Source organism: Nocardioides aquiterrae (genome assembly GCF_039526625.1).
Classification (GTDB): domain Bacteria; phylum Actinomycetota; class Actinomycetes; order Propionibacteriales; family Nocardioidaceae; genus Nocardioides; species Nocardioides aquiterrae.
This window is the reverse complement of record NZ_BAAAJE010000025.1, coordinates 1-22986: the sequence shown is the minus strand read 5'-3', so window position 1 is coordinate 22986 and position 22986 is coordinate 1. Positions and strand designations below refer to the sequence as shown.

Annotated in this window: 22 protein-coding genes; 13 read left to right on the top strand and 9 right to left on the bottom strand. The window is 73.4% G+C overall.

Going from position 1 to position 22986, the window contains the following annotated elements; genetic code table 11:
* Window positions 1–7 precede the first annotated feature (7 nt).
* On the bottom strand, window positions 8–748 hold the full coding sequence (locus tag ABD086_RS20245) for a FadR/GntR family transcriptional regulator (RefSeq protein ID WP_343909571.1): 741 nt from the start codon (window positions 746–748) through the stop codon (window positions 8–10).
* A gap of 133 nt (window positions 749–881) precedes the next feature.
* On the opposite strand from ABD086_RS20245, the gene ABD086_RS20240 reads away from it, so the two are divergent.
* From ABD086_RS20240 to ABD086_RS20225, 4 genes are all read left to right on the top strand, one after another.
* The gene (locus ABD086_RS20240; protein WP_343909569.1) at window positions 882–2498 is read left to right on the top strand and encodes an amino acid permease; all 1617 of its coding nucleotides are present in this window, start codon (window positions 882–884) and stop codon (window positions 2496–2498) included.
* A 3-nt stretch (window positions 2499–2501) separates the two neighbouring features.
* A complete protein-coding gene (locus ABD086_RS20235; RefSeq protein ID WP_486348036.1) occupies window positions 2502–3404 on the top strand; it encodes an LPS biosynthesis choline kinase in 903 nt (300 codons plus the stop codon).
* Window positions 3388–5781: a GcvT family protein gene (locus tag ABD086_RS20230; RefSeq protein ID WP_343909565.1), complete on the top strand. Its 2394-nt coding sequence runs from the start codon at window positions 3388–3390 to the stop codon at window positions 5779–5781. The genes ABD086_RS20235 and ABD086_RS20230 overlap by 17 nt, the downstream gene beginning before the upstream one ends.
* A gap of 130 nt (window positions 5782–5911) precedes the next feature.
* Window positions 5912–6154 carry a hypothetical protein gene (locus tag ABD086_RS20225; protein WP_343909563.1) on the top strand — a complete coding sequence of 81 codons (243 nt, stop codon included), beginning with the start codon at window positions 5912–5914 and terminating at the stop codon, window positions 6152–6154.
* Between the two features lie 61 nt (window positions 6155–6215).
* Here the strand turns inward: ABD086_RS20225 and ABD086_RS20220 are convergent, their stop codons facing one another.
* Window positions 6216–6992, bottom strand: a complete 777-nt coding sequence (locus ABD086_RS20220; protein WP_343909561.1) for a chitosanase — start codon at window positions 6990–6992, stop codon at window positions 6216–6218.
* A gap of 13 nt (window positions 6993–7005) precedes the next feature.
* On the bottom strand, window positions 7006–7257 hold the full coding sequence (locus ABD086_RS20215) for a hypothetical protein (protein ID WP_343909560.1): 252 nt from the start codon (window positions 7255–7257) through the stop codon (window positions 7006–7008).
* Between the two features lie 115 nt (window positions 7258–7372).
* Between ABD086_RS20215 and ABD086_RS20210 the strand changes: the two genes are divergently transcribed.
* Together ABD086_RS20210 and ABD086_RS20205 are read left to right on the top strand one after the other, a co-directional pair.
* Window positions 7373–8551, top strand: a complete 1179-nt coding sequence (locus ABD086_RS20210; protein ID WP_343909559.1) for a hypothetical protein — start codon at window positions 7373–7375, stop codon at window positions 8549–8551.
* Window positions 8544–9152, top strand: a complete 609-nt coding sequence (locus ABD086_RS20205) for a class F sortase (RefSeq protein WP_343909557.1) — start codon at window positions 8544–8546, stop codon at window positions 9150–9152. Before ABD086_RS20210 ends, ABD086_RS20205 begins: the two co-directional genes overlap by 8 nt.
* Here ABD086_RS20205 and ABD086_RS20200 read toward each other — a convergent pair.
* Window positions 9130–9708, bottom strand: coding sequence for a DUF2238 domain-containing protein (locus ABD086_RS20200; RefSeq protein WP_343909555.1), 579 nt, complete (start codon window positions 9706–9708; stop codon window positions 9130–9132). The genes ABD086_RS20205 and ABD086_RS20200 overlap by 23 nt on opposite strands.
* Window positions 9709–9797: 89 nt before the next feature.
* On the opposite strand from ABD086_RS20200, the gene ABD086_RS20195 reads away from it, so the two are divergent.
* Window positions 9798–10949 (top strand): LLM class flavin-dependent oxidoreductase, encoded by a 1152-nt coding sequence (locus ABD086_RS20195; RefSeq protein ID WP_343909553.1) that lies wholly within the window; start codon window positions 9798–9800, stop codon window positions 10947–10949.
* Window positions 10946–11563, top strand: coding sequence for an FMN reductase (locus ABD086_RS20190; protein WP_343909551.1), 618 nt, complete (start codon window positions 10946–10948; stop codon window positions 11561–11563). The genes ABD086_RS20195 and ABD086_RS20190 overlap by 4 nt, the downstream gene beginning before the upstream one ends.
* Window positions 11564–11595: 32 nt before the next feature.
* Here the strand turns inward: ABD086_RS20190 and ABD086_RS20185 are convergent, their stop codons facing one another.
* From ABD086_RS20185 to ABD086_RS20170, 4 genes are read right to left on the bottom strand one after another with little or no spacing between them, the layout of a single operon-like run.
* On the bottom strand, window positions 11596–12771 hold the full coding sequence (locus tag ABD086_RS20185) for an amidohydrolase family protein (protein ID WP_343909549.1): 1176 nt from the start codon (window positions 12769–12771) through the stop codon (window positions 11596–11598).
* Window positions 12758–14062 carry an aspartate aminotransferase family protein gene (locus ABD086_RS20180; RefSeq protein WP_343909547.1) on the bottom strand — a complete coding sequence of 435 codons (1305 nt, stop codon included), beginning with the start codon at window positions 14060–14062 and terminating at the stop codon, window positions 12758–12760. Before ABD086_RS20180 ends, ABD086_RS20185 begins: the two co-directional genes overlap by 14 nt.
* A complete protein-coding gene (locus ABD086_RS20175; RefSeq protein ID WP_343909545.1) occupies window positions 14059–15576 on the bottom strand; it encodes an APC family permease in 1518 nt (505 codons plus the stop codon). The genes ABD086_RS20180 and ABD086_RS20175 overlap by 4 nt, the downstream gene beginning before the upstream one ends.
* 28 nt (window positions 15577–15604) lie before the next feature.
* Window positions 15605–16954 (bottom strand): type I glutamate--ammonia ligase, encoded by a 1350-nt coding sequence (locus ABD086_RS20170; RefSeq protein ID WP_343909543.1) that lies wholly within the window; start codon window positions 16952–16954, stop codon window positions 15605–15607.
* Between the two features lie 136 nt (window positions 16955–17090).
* Here ABD086_RS20170 and ABD086_RS20165 point away from each other — a divergent pair, with 136 nt between their 5' ends.
* From ABD086_RS20165 to ABD086_RS20155, 3 genes are read left to right on the top strand one after another with little or no spacing between them, the layout of a single operon-like run.
* On the top strand, window positions 17091–17918 hold the full coding sequence (locus tag ABD086_RS20165; protein WP_343909541.1) for a class II glutamine amidotransferase: 828 nt from the start codon (window positions 17091–17093) through the stop codon (window positions 17916–17918).
* Window positions 17915–18775, top strand: a complete 861-nt coding sequence (locus ABD086_RS20160) for a MurR/RpiR family transcriptional regulator (RefSeq protein ID WP_343909539.1) — start codon at window positions 17915–17917, stop codon at window positions 18773–18775. The genes ABD086_RS20165 and ABD086_RS20160 overlap by 4 nt, the downstream gene beginning before the upstream one ends.
* Window positions 18772–20220 carry an aminotransferase class I/II-fold pyridoxal phosphate-dependent enzyme gene (locus ABD086_RS20155; RefSeq protein ID WP_343909538.1) on the top strand — a complete coding sequence of 483 codons (1449 nt, stop codon included), beginning with the start codon at window positions 18772–18774 and terminating at the stop codon, window positions 20218–20220. Before ABD086_RS20160 ends, ABD086_RS20155 begins: the two co-directional genes overlap by 4 nt.
* 6 nt (window positions 20221–20226) lie before the next feature.
* On the opposite strand, the gene ABD086_RS20150 is transcribed toward ABD086_RS20155, so the two are convergent.
* Entirely contained in the window at window positions 20227–20754 is a 528-nt protein-coding gene (locus ABD086_RS20150) for a YbhB/YbcL family Raf kinase inhibitor-like protein (protein WP_343909536.1), read from the bottom strand.
* Between the two features lie 106 nt (window positions 20755–20860).
* On the opposite strand from ABD086_RS20150, the gene cobA reads away from it, so the two are divergent.
* Complete coding sequence (gene cobA, locus ABD086_RS20145) at window positions 20861–22084, top strand: uroporphyrinogen-III C-methyltransferase (protein WP_343909534.1); 1224 nt, start codon at window positions 20861–20863, stop codon at window positions 22082–22084.
* Window positions 22084–22887, top strand: a complete 804-nt coding sequence (locus ABD086_RS20140) for a TrmH family RNA methyltransferase (protein WP_343909532.1) — start codon at window positions 22084–22086, stop codon at window positions 22885–22887. The genes cobA and ABD086_RS20140 overlap by 1 nt, the downstream gene beginning before the upstream one ends.
* Window positions 22888–22986 lie beyond the last annotated feature (99 nt).

Below are 22986 nucleotides of genomic sequence, written 5' to 3'. Positions count from 1 at the left end.
CTTTCTCCTAACCCACGAGGCCGCGCAGCAGCGCGGCCGTGTCGTCGCAGTGCTCCTCCATGACCGTGCGCGCCCGGGCGGCGTTGCCGGCCAGGATCGCCTTGACCAGCGCGGCGTGCTGGCGGTCCGAGTGGGCGATGTTGGTGTCGAGCACCGGGATCGCCAGCAGCATCTCGTGCAGTGTCGCCTGCACCGAGGTGACCGCCTCGATCACCCGGGGTGAGTTCGCGAGCGAGGCGACGGTCAGGTGAAACCGTGAGTCGGCCTGCCGGTGCGCCGCCGGCTTGCGGGCCGCCTGCACGTCGGCGAGCGCGCGCTCGAGCTGCTCGCGCCGTACGCCGGTCGGCCGGCTGCGGGCGGCCAGCCAGGCCGCCCCGGGCTCGACCACGCTGCGGAACTCGAGGGCGTCCAGCCAGTCGCGCCGGCGCTCGGGCGCGACGCGCGCGGCGGCCCGGGCGGACGGGGTACGCGGCTTGAGCGTGACGACCGTGCCGCCGCCGCGACCGCGCCTGGTCTCGACCAGTCCCGCCTCGCGCAGCGCCGCCATGGCTTCGCGCAGGGTGGCGCGGGAGACGTGCAGGATCGCGGCGAGCTCGCGCTCGGGCGGCAGCGTCGTGCCGAGCGGGTAGACGCCGAGCCGGATCGCCGTGGCCAGCTGCTCGACACACGCCTCGAAGGCGTGGTGCCCGCGCACCGGGCGCAGCACCGCCTCCGGCAGGTGCTGGGGCGAAGCGGTCACGGGGGACATCCTCGGGAGTCGATGGCAGGTCGCGCAATGGTCTGAGTTCATACCATTTTGTCGGGCATGTATTTACACCCGAATCCGGCCGGGTCTAGCGTCCGGTTCACATTCGCACGATCGCCCCCGGAAGGTGTGTCGCATGCCCGAAGCGCACGAGCCGATCCCGGCTCATCACGTCTCAGAGCTCAGCGAGGACGAGAAGCACCTGGCGAGGCTCGGGTACCGCCAGGAGCTGAACCGGAGCTGGTCCGGGTTCTCGAACTTCGCGATCTCGTTCTCGATCATCTCCATCCTGGCCGGCTGCTTCACGACGTTCGGCCAGGGCTGGAGCAACGGCGGCCCGATCGCGATCTCGTGGGGCTGGCCGATCATCTCGCTGTTCATCCTGATCATCGGATTCACGATGTCCGAGCTCGTCTCGGCGTACCCGACCTCGGGCGGCATCTACTGGTGGGCGTCCAAGCTGGGCGGGCCGGCGGCCGGGTTCTTCACCGGGTGGCTGAACCTGATCGGCCTGGTCGCGGTCACGGCGTCGGTGGCGTACGGCGCCGCGACCTTCCTCGACATCACGCTGAGCACGATCAGCGACAGCTGGGCGAGCGGGTACAGCCTCAAGCGGGTGTTCGTGCTGTTCGTGCTCATCATGGTGATGGCCGTGCTGCTGAACGCGTTCGGCGCGCACCTGCTCGCGATGATCAACAACATCTCCGTGTGGTGGCACGTGGCCGGCGCCGCCGCGGTGATCCTCATCCTGATCCTGATCCCGGAGCAGCACTCCAGCTCGTCGTTCGTGTGGACCGAGCGCATCAACAACTCGGGGTTCGCCGACGGTTCCACCAGCGGGATGACGTTCTGGTTCCTCGTGCTCCCGCTGGGCTTCCTGCTGACGCAGTACACCATCACCGGGTTCGACGCCTCGGCACACCTCTCGGAGGAGACGAACGAGGCCAGCACCGGGGCCGCCAAGGGCATCTGGCGCTCGATCTTCTACTCCGCGGTCGGCGGCTGGATCCTGCTGCTCGCGTTCCTCTACGCGGTGCAGGACCCCGACGGGGTCACGGCGGGGATCAACTCCGGCCTCAACGGAGCGGACGTCATCTTCGGCCAGGCGCTGCCGGAGCGGTGGCACATCACGATCCTCGTCATCTCCACGGCCGGTCAGCTCTTCTGCGCGACCGCCTGCCTGACGAGCGCGTCCCGCATGACGTTCGCGTTCAGCCGGGACGGCGCGATCCCCGGGTCGGGGATGTGGTCGAAGGTCGCGGGCAACAAGGTCCCGATCAACGCCGTCGTGGCCGTGGCCGTGGTCGGCGTGCTGATCACGCTCCCGGCGCTGATCGAGGTCAACATCGGTACTCCGGACGCCCCGATCATCGTGCCGACCGCGTTCTACGCCGTCGTCTCGGTGGCCGTGATCGGGCTCTACCTGGCGTTCGCGATCCCGATCTTCCTGCGCTGGAAGATGGGCGACGCGTTCCAGCCGGGCGCGTGGACCAACGGCGCGAAGTACAAGTGGATGAACCTGGTCGCGGTCGCCGAGATCCTGATCATCTCGATCTACTTCATCCTCCCGTTCACCCCGCTCGCGGTCCCGTGGAACGAGAACTTCTCGTGGAAGTTCGTCAACTACGCGCCGATCCTGACCGTCGGCTCGCTGATCGTGCTGACGATCTGGTGGCAGGCGTCCGCGAAGCGGTGGTTCACCGGACCCAAGCACACGATCGACCAGGCGGTCATCGACGCGTTCGAGGAGTGACCGCTGACCGAGCCCGCACTGGGCCGCCTCGCCTGCCTGGCGGGGCGGTCCTGGCGCGTCTCCGAGCTGCCCGGCGGGCTGACGAACCGCAACCTGCACGTCGTGACGGACGACGGTGAGCTCGACCTCGTCGTGCGCTGGTCCCAGGGCGACGCGGCGCTGCTCGGCATCGACCGGGACGCCGAGGCCGCCAACACCGCGGCCGCCGCGGAGGCGGGCGTGGGCGCCGAGGTCGTCGAGTACCGGCCCGACCTCTCGATGCTGGCGATCACGTTCCTGCCGGGGGAGGCGCTGGTCGACGCGTCGTTCGCCGACCCGGGCGTGCTCGTCCGTGCGGCCGACGCCTGCCGGCGCCTGCACGCCGGTCCGCGGTTCACCGGCGACTTCGACATGTTCCGCCGCCAGGCGGTGTACCTGCGCACGGTCCGGGAGAACGGCTACTGGCTGCCGGCGGGGTACGACGACCACGCCGCTGCGTGGGAGGGGGTGCGCCGGGCGCTCGCGGCCGCACCGCGGGCCACGGTCCCGTGCAACAACGACCTGCTGGCGGCGAACTTCATCGACGACGGCCGGCGCGCCTGGCTGATCGACTACGAGTACTCCGGCAACAACGACCCGTGCTTCGAGCTCGGGAACACCGCGACGGAGTGCAACCTCGCGCCGGAGCAGGTCGATGCGTACGTCGAGTGCTACTTCGGCGCGCCCACGTGCGCCGACCTCGCCCGGGTGCGCCTGCAGATGCTGTGCAGCGAGTACGGCTGGTCGCTGTGGGGCTTCATCCAGGCCGCGGCCAGCCCGATCGAGTACGACTTCCGCGGCTGGGGGATGGAGCGCTACGAGAAGGCCGTGGCCACCTTCCGCGGCCCGCTGCTCACCCGTCTGCTCGAGGATGTCGCCCGTGCCTGAGCTCCCGTCCCGCGCACAGGTCGTGGTCGTCGGCGGTGGCGTCATCGGGACGTCGGTCGCCTACCACCTCGCGAAGCTCGGCTGGACCGACGTGCTGCTGCTGGAGCAGGGCACGCTCTCGTGCGGCACCACGTGGCACGCGGCGGGGCTGGTCGGACCGCTGCGCGCGTCCGAGAGCGGCACCCGGCTGGTGCAGTACTCCGCCGAGCTCTACGCCTCGCTCGAGGCCGAGACCGGGCTGGCGACGGGCTACCAGCACGTCGGGGGCGTGATCGTCGCGCGCACCGAGGACCGGATGGTGCAGCTGCGGCGTACCGCCGCCAACGCCGTCGCCTACGACATGCCCTGCGAGCTGGTGTCGCCCGGGCGGGCGCAGGAGCTGTGGCCGGCGATGCGGGTCGACGACCTGCTCGGCGCGATCTGGCTGCCGGGCGACGGCAAGGTCAACCCGGCCGACCTGACCCAGTCGCTGGCGCGCGGCGCCCGGCTCGCCGGTGCGCGGATCGCGGAGCGGGTTCGCGTCACGGGGTTCTCGACCGCCGACGACCGCGTCAACGGCGTCCGCACCGATCATGGGGATGTCGAGTGCGAGGTCGTCGTGAACTGCGCAGGTCAGTGGGCGAAGGCGCTCGGCGACCTGGTCGGCGTGACCGTGCCGCTGCACTCCGCCGAGCACTTCTACGTCGTGACCGACGCGGTCCCGGGCGTGCACCCGGACCTGCCGATCCTGCGCGACCCGGACGGCTGGACGTACTTCAAGGAGGAGACCGGCGGCCTGGTGGTCGGCGGCTTCGAGCCGGAGGCGAAGCCGTGGCGGGCGCCGGACGATCTTCCGTACCCGTTCGAGTTCCAGCTGCTCGAGGAGGACTGGGACCACTTCTCGGTGCTCATGGACCAGGCCCTGCTGCGGATCCCGGCCCTCGAGGACACCGGGGTCCGGAAGTTCTACAACGGGCCGGAGTCGTTCACCCCGGACAACCAGTTCCTGCTGGGGGAGGCCCCGACACTGCGCGGCTTCTTCGTCGGTGCCGGGTTCAACTCGGTGGGGATCGCCTCCGCCGGCGGCGCCGGCCGGGCGCTGGCCGAGTGGATCGTGGCGGGGGAGCCGCAGGACGACCTGGTCGCGGTCGACGTACGCCGGTTCGCGCCGTTCCACGGCGACAACGGCTGGCTGCGGTCGCGGGTGTCGGAGGTGCTCGGCCTGCACTACGCGGTCCCGTGGCCGAACCGGGAGCTGGAGTCCGGCCGGCCGCAGCGGACCTCGCCCCTCCACGACCGGCTCGCCTCGCGGGGCGCGCTCTTCGGCACCCGCATGGGCTGGGAGCGGCCCAACGTCTTCGGGCCGGCGCTGGAGTACTCGTGGGACAAGCCGTCCTGGCTGCCGTGGTCCGCGGCGGAGCAGGTCGCCTGCCGCACCGACGTGGCGGTCTTCGACCAGACGTCGTTCTCCAAGTACGTCGTCGCCGGCCCGACCGCCCTCGAGCGGTTGCAGTGGGTCTGCGCGGCCGACGTCGACGTCGAGGTCGGCCGGTGCGTGTACACGCCGTTCCTCAACGAGCGCGGCACCTACGAGGCGGACCTGACCGTCACGCGGACCGGCGGCGACTCGTTCCTGCTGGTGTCGAGCTCGGCCACGACGATCCGGGACCTCGACTGGCTGGCCCGGCACGACGTGCCCGCGCGCGACGTGACGGAGGAGCACGCCGTCCTCGGGGTGATGGGGCCGCGGTCCCGCTCGGTGCTCGCGGGGCTGTCCGGCGACGACTGGTCGGAGGAGGGGTTCCCGTTCGCGACCTCCCGGCTCGTCCGCGTGGCCGGGGTCGACCTGCGCGCGACCCGGATGACGTACGTCGGCGAGCTGGGCTGGGAGCTGCTCGTCCCGGTCGGGGACGCCGGGACCGTGTACGACGCGCTCGGCGGCACCGACGCCGGCTACTACGCGATCGAGTCGCTGCGGCTGGAGAAGGGCTACCGCGCGTTCGGCCGCGAGCTCACGCCGGACGCGGGACCGGTGGAGGCGGGGCTGGTCTTCGCGACCGCGCTGAGCGGCACCAAGGTCTTCCTCGGCCGGGCCGCGCTGGAGGCGCACCGGGCTGGGCTGGCCGGCGGCGGGCCCCGGCGTCGGCTGGTGTCGTTCGTGGTCGAGTCGACCGAGCCGATGCTCTGGGGCGGCGAGCTGGTGCTGCGCGACGGCGCGCCCGTGGGCCAGGTGACCAGCGCAGCCTGGGGCGCCACCGTGGGCTCGTGCGTGGGCCTCGCGTACCTGCGCCACGACGGCCCGGTCACCGGCGAGTGGCTGGCGCCCGGTGGCTTCGAGGTGGACGTGGCGGGGGAGCGGTACGCCGTGCGGTGCTCGGTGCGGGCGCCGCTGGGCTGACCCGGGGTGCCGCCTGCTCCGGTCCGGGCGGCGTAGGCTCGCCCGCCGAGGACGACGGGAGCACGACATGGTGGCGAGCCGATCTGCTCGCGAGCGGAAGGCGGCTGCGGAGGCCGGTCCGTTGGCGACGGTGAAGATCGACCTGGACGACGAGAAGCAGTTCGTCTACAAGGTCGGCTGCACCACCTGCGTGGCCAGGGGAGACCGCCCGTGGTCGACCTACCGGGCCGGTGCCGACAACGGCTACCTGGCCGCGATGGACCGGTGGACCTTCCACCTGGTCGAGAAGCATCCCGGGACCGAGGCGCCGTGCCTGGCGTACCTGTCGGCGGCCCAGCAACGCCTGCACGACCGTCGCGAGCAACGCTCCTGACTGCGGGGGAGGCACGCCGCCGTCGATCGTCACGTCGCCGACGGAGGGCGGCGGAACCGCCTCACCGTCCGATGTGGTACCGGTCGCCGTACACGTGCCAGGTGAGCGGCGGTCGCAGGCCGAGGTTGCGCTCGCGGAGGAACCGACGCTGCTCGGTGTCGATCCGCGACGTGTCCGAGTGTGCCTCCTCCTGCCGCATCACGCGCTTGCGGGCGTCGAGGAACGCGTTCAGGTAGCGCACCTCCGCCCCGCCCTGAGCCGGCGTCCGGGCCGCGCGCATCGCCGCGGCCCGGATCCCGCCGAAGCTCGAGGCGTCGCGGCCCGGCCCGTGCATGACGATCGCGTCGTAGTAGACGAACTGGCCCAGCGTGCGCAGCCCGTCCTGGGCGGCGCGCCGGACGGCGGGGTCGAAGTACACCCGGTCGCGCTCGGCGTCCTGCGCCCGGCGGAACCCCGCGTCGTGCGCGGCGCGGTGCCAGGCGCGGACGAACGGCCGGCCCAGCCCGCGGTGGGAGTCGGTGCCGTTGACCCGGCGCAGCGCCGGGAGGAAGCGGGCGAGCGGGTTGTCCGGCTGCGAGCGCGTGTAGCGCCGTACGACGGCCAGCATGTCGCCGGTGCCCGAGCAGAACCCGATGATCCCGCCCGTGTAGCCCCGGCCGTCGCCGATGTCCTCGAGGTAGGTGTACTGCCGCCGCCAGTGCAGCGTGGAGTTCTCCGCGCTGGAGACCAGCTCCATGGCGATCTCCTTGCGGTCCGGGCGGTCGAGCCCGGGGCGGGCGGCCGCGGCCGGGGAGGTCAGCAGCAGCGGCAGGAGGAGCCCGAGAAGAAGTGCACGCACGCTCCGAGGCTAGCTACCCCGCGAGCATCCGCCCAGCGGCCGCCGAGTCCCGGTCCACGGGGCCGGTGAAGCCCCCGCCACGCGGGAACGAGCCGTGCCGCCGAACGAAGTCGCCGTGCGGCCCGGTGCCCTCGACGCCGGCCCGGATGCGCGAGCGGACCCACGTCGGCTCGACGCCGTCGGCGTCGGCCAGGCACGAGACCGGGATGGCGAACCGCACCGTCGTACGGCCCAGCCGGCCACGACGATCGGACCGAGTGGTCACGTGTGACCTGCGAGTGGTCTAGACCGGTGGTTGACGATGCCGCGCTGGAGGCAACACCAGGGGCGTACGGGGACTTTGACCGGCCGGCACGGCCATCATCAGGGAGTACACCACAATGCTGAAGTCTCGGATCCATCACGGGCTGGCGCTGGCCTCGGCAGCGACCCTCCTCTCGCTCTCCTGCGGCGCCCTGGCCGGTGCCGCGTCCGCCACGTCGGACCACACCGACCACGGCAAGCACGTCGGTCAGACGCAGGACCAGACCAAGGGCCCGAAGGGCGGTCACCACGACCACGGGCACCAGGGCGGCGGCCACCAGGGCGGCGGGCACCAGAACTACGGGCACCAGAGCGGCGGGCACCAGAGCGGCGGGCACGCCGACGGGCACCAGGGCCAGGGCCACGGCTACGGCCACGACCACGCGCCGGGCCAGCAGGGTCAGGGCCACGGCCAGGGCCACGGCCAGGGCCAGGGCCACGGCCAGGGCCACGGGTACGGACAGGGGAACGGGCACGGTCAGGGGAACGGGCACGGTCAGGGACACGGCCCGGACCACGCCACCGGCCAGGGCAACGGTCACGGGTCCGGCCACAACCCGCCCGGCAACAACGGCACCGTGAAGATCTTCGGCCCCGGGGACGCCGCCGGCACGCCGAGCAACAACCCGCACCCGGGCTGCACGTTCGGCGTCGAGTGGTTCGGCTTCGACGAGGGCCAGGACGTCGTCTCCACGGTCTCCTTCGCCGCCCAGGCGCCGACGTCCGACGTCACCATCGGCGGCGTCTCGCCGAGCCAGGTCTTCGTCGGCGGGGACTCCGCCGGCGGGGGTACCGACCTCGACGGCCGCCAGTCCTACACGCTGACGTTCAGCGGCGGGGCCCCGCACCCGAAGCAGGGCTACCACGTGAAGCTCACGGTGGCGACGCCGTACTCACTGGGCAACGACACCAAGACCAAGGTCTTCTGGGTCGAGCCGTGCGCGGCCGAGACCCCCTCGGAGGCGCCCACCGAGACGGCTACCCAGAGCGGGGGAGCCGTGAGCTCGGACGACACGACCGACCAGGGCGTGGAGGCCGAGACCGCCATCGCCCCGGACACGGCCGGCAGCGCCGAGGCCGACAGCGCCGAGGCCGACACCGCGGCGGCCGGTGCGGCCGTGCCGACGTCGGTGGACGCCGGCGAGGACAGCTCCGTCCTGCCCGACTGGGCGCGGTCCCCGTGGCCGCTGGTGGCCGTGGCGGGTGGCCTCACCCTGGCCGGCGCCGCCGTCGCCCGTCGCAAGAGCCGTGCCTGACCTTCGTGCCGTAGGCGTCGCGGCGGCCGGGCTGTGCCTGGCCGCCGCGGGCGCCTTCGCCTGGTGGGCGCAACCGGGGGGAGCGGTCTCCGCCGACCCCGGCTCGGAGCCGCAGCGCTCGCCGCTCACGGGGACGACGGCGAAGCCGGAGCTCGCGCACCGCGAGCCCGGGGCGCCGGAGCGACTCCGCATCCCGGCGCTGGACGTCGACGCGCGGGTGCTGCCCGTGCACGCGCCCGGCCGCACGCTGGTCCCGCCCAGCGACCCCACGAAGCTCGGCTGGTGGGCCGACGGCGCCGAGCCCGGCGCCGACCGAGGGAGCGCGCTGGTGGCCGGCCACACCGTCCACACCGGTGGCGGGGCGCTCGACGACCTCGAGCACGTCGACCGCGGCGACGCGATCGTCGTGCGGACCGACCACGGGACGATCCGGTACGTCGTCCAGAGCGTGCACGTCTACCGCAAGGGCAGGATCGCCGAGGACGCGGAGAAGCTGTTCAGCCAGGACGTCCCGGGACGCCTGGTGGTGCTGACCTGCGAGGACTGGGACGGCGAGCGCTACCTCAGCAACGTGGTCGTCACCGCGACCCCGCGCGGCTGAGCCGCGCCACCAGGAGGCCGGCGCACACGGCGCCGAGCGTGCCCAGCACCTCGTCCCCGAGCGTGTCCTCGTAGGCGGTGTCGAGCTCGGTGCCGTGCCGGATGAACGTCCACCACTCCCCGACCTCCCACCCGATCGCGAGGATCGCGCCGAGCCCGCCGGCCACCAGCACGACGGCCCACGGCGGCCGGACGGCCCCGCAGAGCAGCAGGCCCAACCCGGAGAGCAGCAGGAACCAGTTGACGAAGTGGTTGGCGTCGTCCCACCAGCCGACCGCGTCGTACAGGTCCAGGCTGTTGCCGGTCACGTCCACCAGGAACGGGAGCATCACCAGCGTGAACGCGCCGTACGGCGGCCCCTGGGACTCGGGCCGCCGCCGGTTCACCAGCCACCAGATCGCGGGCGCCACCAGCATCAGCAGGGGGTAGGCGAGCAGCCGGGCGCCGAACGCCTTGTCGGCGAACCGCTCGATCCCCGGCCACCACTCGGCGACCGCGAGCTGTCCGACGGTCAGGACCAGGACCAGGACCGGCACCCAGGCGGGAAGTCTCTTCACGCGAGGATGGTGGCAGGAATAGTGGCGCCGCCCGGGTCGTTTGACTAGGTGATTCCACATTCAACAACTTCCGAGGACAGTGAGCGGACATGCAGATCGGCATCTTCACCGTCGGCGACGTGACGGCGGACCCGACCACCGGCCGGACCCCCACCGAGCACGAGCGCATCAAGGCGACGGTCCAGATCGCGAAGAAGGCCGAGGAGATCGGGCTCGACGTGTTCGCGACCGGCGAGCACCACAACCCGCCGTTCATCGCCTCGAACCCGACGGCGACGCTGGCCTACATCGGCGCGCAGACCGAGAACATCATCCTGTCGACCGCGACGACGCTGATCACGACCACCGACCCGGTGCTGATCGCGGAGGACTATGCCAAGATCCAGCACCTCACCGACGGGCGGGTCGACCTGATGATGGGGCGCGGCAACACCGGCCCCGTCTACCCGTGGTTCGGCAAGGACATCCGCCAGGGGATCAACCTGGCGATCGAGAACTACGCGCTGCTGCGCCGGCTCTGGACCGAGGACGTCGTGAACTGGGAGGGCCGGTTCCGCACGCCGCTCCAGGGCTACACCTCCACGCCGCGGCCGCTGGACGGCGTCGCGCCGTTCGTGTGGCACGGCTCGATCCGCAGCCCCGAGATCGCCGAGCAGGCCGCCTACTACGGCGACGGCTTCTTCCACAACCACATCTTCTGGCCGGCCGGGCACACTCAGCAGATGGTCGATCTGTACCGCCGGCGGTTCGAGCACTACGGCCACGGACCGGCGGACACCGCGATCGTCGGCCTGGGCGGGCAGTTCTTCATGCGGGAGAACAGCCAGGACGCGGTGAACGAGTTCCGTCCCTACTTCGACAACGCACCCGTCTACGGCCACGGCCCCTCGCTGGAGGACTTCACCGAGGCGACGCCGCTGACCGTCGGCTCCCCGCAGCAGGTGCTCGAGCGGACGCTGTCGTTCCGCGACTACGTCGGCCACTACCAGCGCCAGCTGTTCCTCGTCGACCACGCCGGGCTCCCGCTCAAGACCGTCCTGGAGCAGCTCGACCTGCTGGGCGAGATCCTGCCGGAGATGCGGAAGGGCTTCGCCGAGGGCCGGCCCGCCCACATCCCCGAGGCGCCCACGCACGCCTCGCTGGTCGCGGCGGCCGGCGGCGCCAAGGACTCGACGGTGTACGCCGAGGCCGACAGCGCCACCGGGCACCGGGCCGAGGACGAGCTCGAGGTGCGGGCATGACGTCGCTCGTCGTCGTCTCGGCCGGGCTGTCCAACCCGTCGTCGACCCGGCTGCTCGCGGAGCGGCTGAGCGCCGCGACGGTGGAGGCGCTCGAGGACGTCGAGGTCACCCACGTCGAGCTGCGCGACCTGGCGCACCAGCTGACCGACCAGCTCCTGACCGGGTTCCCGGCGCCGGAGCTGGCGGCGGCGCAGGAGGCGGTCCGCTCGGCCGACGGCCTGGTGGTCGTCACGCCGGTCTTCTCCGCGTCCTACTCGGGGCTGTTCAAGACGTTCTTCGACGTCCTGGAGACCGGTGCCCTGGACGGCACGCCCGTGCTGATCGCCGCCACCGCCGGCACCGCCCGGCACTCCCTGGTGCTGGAGCACGCGCTGCGCCCGCTGTTCGCCTACCTGCACGCGGTCGTCGTCCCCACCGGCGTCTTCGCCGCCACCGACGACTTCGCGGGCACGGACCTCGACCTACGGGTGACCCGTGCGGCCGGCGAGCTGGCCGCCCTGATGGGCAAGGTCAGCCGCGTCGACAGCGCCGTCACGCACCGCCGGACCGTCGAGGACGAGCTCGCCGAGCCCACGCCGTTCGAGGAGCTGATGAGGCGCGCCTCGCAGCGCTGACCGCGCCGACCGGGCCGGCCCGGCCGGCCCGGTCAGAGGCCGTAGACCCGCTCGGCGTTCTCGACGCCGATCAGGTCCACCGCCCGCACCGCGTCGTCCAGCGACCACTCGCCGCGCCGGACCCACGCCCCGAGCACCAGCCCCATCGCCCGCCGCCACAGCAGCGAGCCGAGGTAGTGCAGCTCGGGCGGGCCGAACGCGTCGGAGGAGTAGAGCTGCTTGGCGAACGGCGCGACCTCCATCGCCTCGCCGACCAGCTCGACGGAGCGGCTGCCGAGGTAGTTGATCGCCAGTCCGACGTCGAAGCTGACGTGGTCGAAGGCCTGGGCCAGGTAGCCGGCCTGCCGGTGGAACGGGTAGCAGTGCAGCAGCAGGACCGGGACCGGTTCGATGATCCGCAGCAGGGGGAGCAGGAGCATCGGGTCGGCCCGGTGCAGGTCGAGGTCGCGGTCGCCGAAGCCGACGTGCACCTGCACCGGCAGCCCGGCCGCGGCGGCCTCGTGGACCGCGAACGCCGACAGCGCGGCGCTGTCCACGCGGGGCGCACCCGGCCGCGCGAGCATCTCCTCGGCCGCGGCGGCGACCGTCCGGTCGTCGGGTCGCGTCCAGTCCACGTCGAAGCCGCAGCGGTAGGCCGCGATCGTCTTGGTGCCGACGATGTGCGGCCGCGCCTCGGCCAGCCGGGCGCGGAACGCGTCGGGCAGGTCGGCCGGGGACGTCCCGGCGGCGAGGAGGCTCTCGATCTGGAGCTCCAGGCGGAGGATCTCCGAGGAGGGGACGCCGCCGCTGAGCTCGGTGAGGCGCTCCGGCGGCGTGATCAGCGTGCCCTGGAACCCGGTGTCGACGACCCAGCGGGCCACCCCGGCCGGACGCAGGAAGCGCTCCGCGAGGTCGGCGGGCTCGAGCGCCGCACGGGCCGCCCAGTAGTCGTCGCCGGACACGTGGGGCGCCAGGCCGAGGACCGGGGCGCACCAGCGTCGGATCGCGACGCCCAGGGGGCCGTCGAACATCGTCATCCACCCGGGCACCGGGTCGGTGGAGCCTTCGTTGATCGACGCCTCGAACGCGGCCCGGTCGATCGGCTCGTCGAACACGCCGTGCACGTGGTGGTCGACGAGCTGGACCGACCTGAGGTGGTCGGCCAGCGTGGTCGGGACCTCGTCGGTCAGCCCGGCGAAGGGGTCGATGGTGTGGTCACCAGCCGGCATAGGGTGCGACGTCCTCCTCTTTCACGAGCCCGGCGACCGCGTCGTCGATCGCCGTGGCGATGATCTCCGCCGCTCGAGCGGCCTCGTCCTCGGTGAGGACGAGCGGGGGAGTGATCTCGAGGACGTTGCCGCCCACGTAGTAGACGACCGCGCCCAGCTGCCAGGCCCGGTAGACGACCTGGGCCGCGAGCCGCGGGTCGGGCGTGACGCCGTCCTCGCCGACCAGCTCGAGGCCGATCGCGAGCCCACGCCCGCGCACGTCGCCGATCCGGTCGGCCCCGCGGCCGTCGGCCGCCCGGAGCGCCGCCTGCAGGACGGCGCCCGTCCGCGCGGCCCGGGCGGGCAGCTCCTCCTCGACGATGGTGCGCAGCACCGCCCGGCCCACGGCGGTGCAGATCGGGTTGCCGGCCGTGGTCAGCAGGGCCGAGGCCGGCGGCTCGTCGAGGAGTGCGGCGGGGCCGACCGCGGCCGACAGCGGCAGGCCGCCGCCGATGACCTTCCCGAACGTCACGACGTCGGGGACGACGCCGTCGTGCTCGAAGGCGTGCAGCGTGCCCGGTCGGCCGAGACCCATCTTGACCTCGTCGCACACCATCGGCACGCCGTGGCGTCGGCACAGGTCCTGCAGCCGGGCGAGGAAGCCGTCGGGCGGCACCACGAGCCCACCGTCGGACAGGATCGGCTCGACGATCAGGCAGGCGATCGTGCCGCCGGCCAGGTGCCGCTCGGCCTCGTCCAGGCAGTGCCGCACGTCCTCCTCGACCGTGCCCCGCACCGGCCGGAACGGGTTCGGGTACGGGAGGAACGCCGCGTCGGGGTCGGCGGCCTGGCCGGCGTCGACGTGGACGCCCGACACCCCCATCGCGACCCCGACGCCGCCGTGGTAGCTGTGCTCGAAGGCCAGGACGGTGCGCCGGCCGGTCAGGTGCCGGCACGCGCGCAGCACCACGTCGTTGGCGTCGGAGCCGGCGTGGCCGAGGTACACCCGCCGCTCGCCCTCGCCCGGCACGAGGGCGAGCAGGTCCTCGGCCAGGCCGACCGAGTCCGGGTGGACCGCGGAGAGCCCGCCGGCGCCCGGCGGGGCGGCGGCCGCCTTCACCATCGCCTCGACCACCGCCGGATGGCCGTGGCCCAGGCCGGCCGCCGTCCACGTCGCGGAGAGGTCCAGCAGCTCACGACCGCCCGGCTCGACCAGCGTCGAGCCGGTCCCGCTGACGACCTCCAGCGGGAAGAACCGCAGCTTCTCGACGCCCGCCACCGCGCGGGCGTCGCGCTCGTAGAGGGTCGTCACGACGAGCTCGCCGCCTGGTCCCGGTTGCCGTGCCCGTCGACGGTCGGGGAGAGCTCGAGCTCGGTGACCAGGGCGGCTCCCACGCGCCGGGCGATGCCCGACGCGGCGAGCGCGATGAGCAGGCCCAGGGCCACCCAGTACAGCCCCAGCAGCGGAGCGGCCGACCACTCCGCCGCGTCCTTGACGTTGTACCAGAGCACCACCACGATCACGACCGCACCGACCAGCGGGAGCACGATGCCCGCCGCCCGGCCCCGGCCGCCGTGGACCGCCTGGAACTTCTCGTGCCCGATGAACCAGGCGGCGGCGAGCTCGACCATGAGGTAGCAGACCATCAGGCAGACCGACCCGGCGACGGCGAAGAGGAAGTAGGTGTCGATCGCGTCGTTCCCGGTGCCCATGTCCGGCCAGTTCGCCGCGGCGCAGAGGACCACGACGACCAGGGCCACCCCGACGACGAGCCAGGTGGCGCGGCGCGGGCCTCCGGTCTTCAGGTGGATGTGGGCGAGTGCGCTCGGGCCGAAGCCGTCGCGGGCGAAGGCGTAGATCATCCGCCCGGAGGTCGCCGCGGTCGCCATGTGGCAGCCGAACGCCGCGACGGTGGCGGTGAAGATGATGATCAGGCTGAACCACTGACCGATGTAGGAGCTGCCCAGATCTCCGAGGGTGTTGCCGGAGCCCTGGAACGCCGCCAGGCCGGTCTCGTCGGTGCCGAACCCGATGATCTGGGCGAACATCACGACGACGAACAGCACGCCGGTCAGGACGAGGGTGCCGGCGAGCGCCCGCGGGATGTTGCGACGCGGGTTGTCGGTCTCCTCGCCCATCGACGCGCACGCCTCGAAGCCGGCCCAGGACAGGAAGGCCGCGACGACGCCGCTGATCACCGCCGAGCTGTCGACCCCGTCGGACAGGGTGAAGGCGCTGAAGTCGATGCCGGTGGTGTCCGCGCCGCCCTTGCCGAAGATGACCAGGACCAGCACGACCATCGCGATGATGCCGATCCCCTCGATCGCCAGCAGGACCTTGGCCAGCAGCTGGATGTCGCGCCCGGCGAGCAGGAAGGAGATGACCGCGCCCACCAGCACGGGGACCAGCCAGGGGAGCTGGTAGGGGTCGTCGTCGCCGTTCTGGAGCTGGGCGATGAAGGCGTTGGTGAACGCCGAGGTCAGGGCCAGGGTGCCGATCGAGAACCCGACGTAGGCGCCGAGCATCGCGAACCCGGAGAAGAAGCCGGCCCGCGGGCCGACGGTGCCGCCGACCAGCGCGTAGGACGACCCGGCGTGGTTGAGGTGCTGGGTGAGGCGGACGAAGCTGTAGCCGACCAGCGCGACGCCCACCAGGCCGATCACGAAGACGAGCGGCAGGGCCTTGCCGACCGTGCCGATCAGGCCCTGCCCGTTGCCGGACATGGCGAGGGTGGGGCCGACCGTCGCGAGCGACAGGGCGAGGGCGACCCAGAACGGGAGCTGGCGGCGGGGCAGCTCCCGCTCGGCATCGTGCGTCGTGCTCATCGGTACTCCTAGGTGGATACGGGTGGGATCAGCAGCTCCAGGCCAGCCGGAGGCGGGCCGTGGTCTCCTCCAGGGGGAGGTCGCCGAAGGTCCTGATCTCGTGCCGGCGCACGGCGACCAGCCCCTCGACGATCGGAGCACCGAGAAGCTCCGCGGCGGCGGCCGACGCCTCGAGCGCGTCGATGGCCGCCACCTGGTCCGTGGGCAGGGACGGGAGCTCGACGTCGAGACCGCTGGGGTCGTCGGGCACCTCGTCGGGCAGGGCGAGACCGGCTGCCACCCCGCGCTCGGCGCTGCCGAGCATCGCGGTGACCGCCAGGTAGGGGTTGGCGCTGGGGTCGACGACCTTCAGCTCGACGTTCGCCCCGTGGGGGTTGCCGGGCGTCCCGGCGATGAACCGGACCGCGGCCTCGCGGTTCTCCAGGCCCCAGCACGCGGCGGCGCCGGCCCAGTTGCCCGGCCGCAGCCGCGCCGCGGAGAGCGCGGAACCCGCGTACAGGCCGAGCAGCTCCGGCAGCGTCGCGAGGATGCCGGCGATCGCCGATCCGCCCGCGGCGGTCAGGCCGTGCGGGCCGTCGCCCCCGGAGAAGAGCGGGCCGTCGGCGTCGGCCAGCGAGAGGTGGAGGTGCGCGCCGTTGCCGGCCTCGCCGGCGAACGGGACGGGGGAGAAGGAGATTGCGAGGCCGTGGCGGGCCGCGACCCGGCCGAGGACGACCCGGGTCAGGACCACGGCGTCGGCAGCGGCGACCGGCGCGAGCGGCGCCAGCGACACCTCGAGCTGGTCGTGGCCGTACTCGGTGTGCAGCTGCTCCACGGGGAGGCCCACGCGCTCGGCCGTCCGCGCCAGGTCGACCAGGAACGGCGCGAGGTCGAGCGACGTCCGGATGCCGTACGGCGACCAGGGCGCCGTCGTCGCGTGGTTGCCGTCGGGCGCCAGCACCGTGCACTCCAGCTCGACGCCGACGAGCGCGGCCCGCCCCGCGGCGCGCACCCGCTCCTCGGTGCGGCCGAGCAGGGCGCGCGTGCAGAGGTCGACCGGCTCGCCGGCCTGGTCGTGCAGCTCACCGGGCGCCCAGGCCACGCCGTCGTCGATCACGCGCAGCGCGTCCGGGTCGATCCGGATGCGCAGGTCGCCCGCGACGCCCAGCGAGGGCGTGAACGCGATGCCGCTGTCGACGCAGAAGACGCTCCAGGACGGCGAGGCGCCCATGCCGGCGCGCACGAACGCCGGGAGCCGGCGGGTCGGGACGTACTTGCCCCGCGTGACCCCGGCGAGGTCGGTCACCGAGCCACCCACCACCGCGACCCCGTCCTCGCCCAGCCTGGCGGCGAGCCCGTCGAGCTCGCGGTCGGAGGCGTGCGAATGCTGCGTGGTCATGACGGTCCTCTCACGAGATGGTCGGGCGGTGGCGCGAAGAGAGTCTGGCCGGTCGGTGTGTCATGAATGTTTCACAATCTTTAAGGTCCGTCGAGAGTGATTGATAAATTACAGACCGGCGGCCAGGATGGTCCGCATGTGTCGTCTCCTGGGACTGGTCAGCGCCGCGCCTCGCAGCATCACCGAGGCGGTGGGACCCGGCACCGTCCGTGAGTTCCTGTCGCTGACCCAGCTGCACGGTGACGGCTGGGGCACCGCGCACGTCGACGCGGTCGGCGGGGTTCCCGACGTCCGGGTCTCGGCCGGCAGCGCGAGCAGGGACGCCGCCTTCGACCCGGAGGTGCAACGTCGGGCGCTGGGGTCGGTCGTGCACCTGCGCTGGGCGTCCGCCGGGCTCGCCGTGCAGCCGGAGAACTCCCACCCCTTCCTGCGGGACGGGGTCGCCTTCGCCCACAACGGCTCGCTGCGGCCGTTCGAGGATCTCGACGACCTGCTCTCCGACGAGGAACGCGCCGGGCTGCACGGCACGACCGACAGCGAGCGCTACTTCGCGGTGGTGCGGCGGCACCTCCGCCAGGGCGCGGACCTCCCGGCGGCGACGCTTGCCGGGGTCCGTGAGCTGCGCGCGATCTACCCGCACGCCAGCCTGAACGCATTGCTCCTCGACGGCACGCACCTGGTCGCCGTGCATGCGTCGGCGTCGAGCACCCTGCCGGCCGAGGACGTCGACGAGATCAGCCGCCTGGACCTGCCGGGGGAGCACCTGGAGGACTACTTCGGGCTTCGCCATGCCCGTCTCGACGACGGCGCCGTCGTCGTGGGCTCGACCGGCTTCGGAGGTCTCGACTGGCAGCCGTTGCTCCCCGAGTCGGTGACGGCCATCCGGCTGGACGACCGGTCGCTGCACACCGAGCCGCTGGAGTCGCCCGCGACCGAAGCGGCAGATGACAGAGTGGCGGTGTGACCGGACCACCGTCGAGCGTCGCCGAGCTGACGGCGGCGAGCCTGCCGTCGCTCAGTCCCGCCGAGCGGCGGGTCGGACGGGCCTTGCTCGCCGACTACCCCAGCGCCGGGCTGGGCAGCGCGGCGCGGCTGGCGGAGCGGGCCAGCGTCAGCGCACCGAGCGTGCTCCGGTTCGCCCAGACCCTCGGGTTCGAAGGCTTCGCCGACCTCCAGTCGGCGCTCCGCGCGGAGCTGTCGGCACGGTCGAACGGGCCGCTCACGCGGCTCGCGGACGCCCCGTCCGCCGGGTCGACGCTCGCCCGGATGGTCGACCAGGGGCGCGCGCAGAACGACGCGGCCCTCTCCTCGATCGCCGGGCTCAGCGAGTCGTCCGTCGACGCGGCGGTGGCACTCGTGGCCGATCCGGCCCGGCGCGTGTTCCTCCACGGTGGACGGTTCTCCCACCTGCTCGCCATCTACTTCGCCGGCCACCTCGAGCAGCTCCGCACCGGCGTCCGGCTGCTCGAGCACCCGTTCGGCCGGGACCTCGGCATCACCGTCGACCTGGGCCGGCGCGACGTCCTGGTGCTCTTCGACTTCCACCGCTACCAGCGCAGCGCCGTCGAGCTGGCGGACCGGGCCCGCAAGGCCGGCACGGCCACGGTGCTGATCACCGACGACATGGCCTGCCCCGCGGCCCCGGAGGCGGCGGTCGTCCTGGTCGCCGCGAGCACCGTCAACTCGACGTACCAGAGCATGGCCGGCGGCTTCCTGCTCACCGAGCTCCTGCTCCCTCCCGTCATGGACGCCATCGGCGAGCCCGCGCGCACCCGGATGGCGCTCTGGGAGCAGCACCGATCCAACGAGCTGGTGCCGTGACCGCCTCCCTCGAGGAGCGGTTGCTGGCGGACGCGCCGCTGCTGCGCGCGTGGGCCGACTTCGTCGCCCGGGGCGGGGTGCCGTTCACGATCCCCGGTCACCAACGGCGGGCCGGCACCCTGGCGCCGCTGCTGGGGAGGCTGCTCGACGCCGACGTCCCGCTCTTCGGTGGCCTCGACGGCGTGAACCTCGACCACGGACGCCTGGCCGACGCCCAGGCCCGGGCGGCGGCTCTCTGGGGCGCCGACTGGTGCCGGTTCTCCGTCGGCGGGTCCACGCACGCCAACCAGTCCGTGCTGCTCGGCGCCACCCGTCCCGGCGACACCGTCCTGGTCGCCCGCAACGCGCACCGCTCGACCCTGCTCGGCCTGGTGCTCTCGGGCGCGCGTCCGCACTGGCTGCCGGTCGCGGTCGACGCAGCCACCGGGCTCCCCGGCGGCGTCACGGAGTCGGACCTCGCGACCGCGCTCGACGCGGAGCCCGGTGCCGCCCTGGTCGTCCTGGTCTCGCCGTCGTACGCCGGGACGGTCACGCCCGGGCTCGGCGCGCTCGTCGAGCTGGCGCACCACCGCGGCGTGCCGGTCGCCGTCGACCAGGCCTGGGGCGCGCACCTCGGCTTCCACCCGGACTACCCCGGGCACGCCCTCCGCGCCGGCGCCGACCTCATGGTCACCAGCGCGCACAAGGGCCTGCCCGCGTTCAGCCAGGCCGCCCTGGTCCTCGCGCGGACCGGCCGGGTCGCACCCGAGCGCCTGGACCGGGGTTTCGAGGCCGGCGACACCACCAGCCCGGCCGGCGCCGTCCTGGCGTCCACGGACGCCGCGCGGGCCCTCCTCGCCCAGCCGGAGGGACGCGAGCTGCTCGACCGCGCGGCCGCGGTCGTGGCGGACGCGCGGGTGCGGCTCCGCGCCGCGGGCTACGCCGTCCCCGGGCCCGGCGACTTCCCGCCGGGGACGTTCGATCCCGCGAAGCTCGTCGTCCAGCGCAGCCGGGCCGACCACGACCTCGCCGCGCTCGGCGCCCGGCTCGCGGCGGACGGGATGCCGCTGGAGATGGCGGACTCCGACACGCTCATCCCGGTGGTCGGCCTCGTCGACCCGGGCCCGGCGGTGGAGCGCCTGGTCTCGGCGCTGGTCGCCGACGCGCCCACCGGCGACGGGGCGCCGGCGGCGCCCGCGACGTTCGCCGCGCCACCGGTGCCCCCGCAGGCGCTCACCCCGCGCGATGCCTTCTTCGGCGTCCACGAGACGGTGCCGACACCGGACGCCGTCGGGCGGGTGTGCGCGGAGGTGATCGCGCCCTACCCGCCCGGCGTCCCGGTGCTGGTGCCCGGCGAGTTGGTCACCGAGGAGGCGCTGGACGTGCTGCGGCGCGCGGCGTCCCGCGGGACCCGGATCGCCTACGCGGCGGACCCGTCGCTGGGCCGCGTCACCGTCGTCGCGTGAGCCCGCTCAGTGCTGGTAGGTGCCGTGCAGGATCGCCCGGCCGGCGGTCTTGAAGGCGAGGTTGAAGGAGACGACCGCCGGGGAGGTGTCGGAGTCGACGCCCAGGGAATCCTCCTGCACCGCGTGCACCACGAAGAAGTAGCGGTGCACCTGGTCGCCCTCCGGCGGCGCGGCTCCCATGAACGCCTTCGAGCCGCCGTCGTTGCGGACCATGAACGCGTTCCCGGGGAGCTCGGCGCCCTCGGCGCCGGCGCCGGCGTCCAGCGAGGTGACGTCGGCCGGGAGGTCGACGAGGACCCAGTGCCAGAAGCCGCTCGGCGTCGGCGCGTCCGGGTCGAAGCAGGTCACGGTGAAGCTCTTGGTGCCCTCGGGCGCTCCCTCCCAGGAGAGCTGCGGCGAGGTGTTGCCCTTCGCGGCGACCTGGTCGTCCTTCAACGGCTGGCCGTCCGTCACGTCGGCGCTGGTGACCGTGAAGGACGGGGCGGCGGGGAGCAGGTCGTACGGGTTCGGGCTGACCGGGCGGTCGAGGCTCATGGCACTCCTATCTCTGGCCTAACTCGGCTGTCGCTTCGTCGTCACCGTAGTCCGGAGGGTGAACCCGCGCCACGGTCGCGCGCACCCGGACCGGGATGATGGCGGCATGGACGACGTCGCGACGTATCCCGCGGGCCTGATCCTGACCGGGCGCCGCGTGCTCGTGGTCGGCGGCGGGCACGTCGCCCAGCGCCGGGTGCCGCAGCTGATCGCGGTCGGTGCGGACGTCCACGTGGTCAGCCCGGAGGTCACGCCGGCGATCGAGGGCATGGTGGGCTCGGGCGAGGTGAGCTGGCACCGCCGCGGCTTCGAGGAGGCCGACGTCGACGGCGCCTGGTACGTCATCGCCGCGACCGACGACCGCGCCGTCAACGAGCGGGTGTCCGTGGCGGCCGAGGAGCGCCGGGTCTTCTGCGTGCGGTCCGACGACGGGACGCGGGCCACCGCGTGGACCCCGGCCGTGGGCCGCCACGCCGGCGTGACCGTCGCCGTCCTGGGCCAGCGGGAGCCGCAGCGGTCGGCGCGGGTGCGCGACGAGATCCTCGAGGGCCTGCGCGAGGGCACGATCGTCGCGCGGCACCAGCGCGACCGCTCGCCGGGCGTGGTGCTGGTCGGCGGCGGACCCGGGGACCCGGAGCTGATGACGATCGCCGGCCGCAAGGCACTGGTGGAGGCCGACGTCGTCGTGGCGGACCGCCTGGCGCCGCGCGAGCTGCTCGGCGAGCTGCCGCCGGACGTGGAGCTGATCGACGTCGCGAAGCTGCCCCGTGGGCGATCGGCGCAGCAGGAGGAGATCAACCGGATCATCGTGGCGCGTGCCCTCGAGGGCAAGCGGGTGGTGCGGTTCAAGGGCGGCGACAACTTCGTGTTCGGCCGCGGGTACGAGGAGGTGCTGGCGTGCCGGGAGGCCGGTGTCCCGGTGACCGTCGTGCCGGGGCTGACCAGCCCGGTCGCCGTACCGGCGGTCGCGGGCATCCCGGTGACGCACCGGGGCGTCGCGCACGAGTTCACGGTGGTCTCCGGCCACCTCCCGCCGGGGCACCCGGAGTCGCAGGTGAACTGGGCGGCGCTCGGGTCGCTCTCGGGCACGGTGGTGCTGATGATGGCGGTCGAGAACGCCCCGGCGATCGCCGCGGCCCTGGTCGCCGGCGGCCGCCCGCCGCAGACGCCGGTCGCGGTGGTCTGCGACGGCACCATGCCGGGGGAGCGGACCGTGCTCGCCACCCTCGAGACGCTCGCCTCGCGGCTGGCCGAGGAGGCCGTGCGGCCGCCCGCGATCATCGTGGTCGGCGAGGTGGTCCGGGTGGCCCATCCCGCACACTTCTCCTGATGGCCACGTTCGTCGAGATCACCGACCCCGCCGACCCCCGGCTCGCCGACTACCGCGACCTGCGCGACGTCGAGCTGCGCAAGCACCTCGAGGCCACCCACGGCCTGTTCCTGGCCGAGGGGGAGAAGGTGGTCCGCCGCGCGGTGGCGGCCGGCTTCACACCGCGGTCCTTCCTCATGGCCCCGCGCTGGCTGGACGGCCTCGCCGCGGAGCTCGGCGCCACGGACGCGCCCTGCTACGTGGTGTCCGAGGCGCTGGCCGAGGAGGTCACCGGCTTCCACGTCCACCGCGGCGCGCTCGCCTCTCTCGAGCGGCGGCCGCTGCCGCCGGTCTCGTCGGTGCTGGACGGTGCCCGGTCGGTCCTCGTCCTCGAGGACATCGTCGACCACACCAACGTGGGGGCGATCTTCCGCTCGGGCGCCGCCCTGGGGTTCGACGCCGTCCTGCTCGCGCCCCGCTGCGCGGACCCGCTCTACCGGCGCTCGATCAAGGTCGGGATGGGCGCCGTCTTCACGATGCCCTGGACCCGGCTCCCGGACTGGTACGACGCGCTGCCCACGCTCTCCGGGCTCGGCTACACCACGGTGGCGCTCACGCTCGCCCCGGACGCCGTACCGGTCGAGGAGGCGGTGGCCGGCCTGGACCGGGTGGCGCTGGTGCTCGGCTCCGAGGGGCACGGGCTCTCCTCGCGCTGGGAGCAGGCCGCCGACCGCCGCGCGATCATCCCGATGGCCGCCGGCATCGACTCGCTCAACGTCGCCGCCGCCACGGCCGTCGCCTGCTACGTCACCGCCCGCCGCTGATGCCGAGTCGGCGCCAGTGCAGGCCGCTGGGCCGCCGAGTCGGCGCCAGTGCAGGCCGCTGGGCCGCCGAGTCGGCGCCAGTGCAGGCCGGCGGGGTGC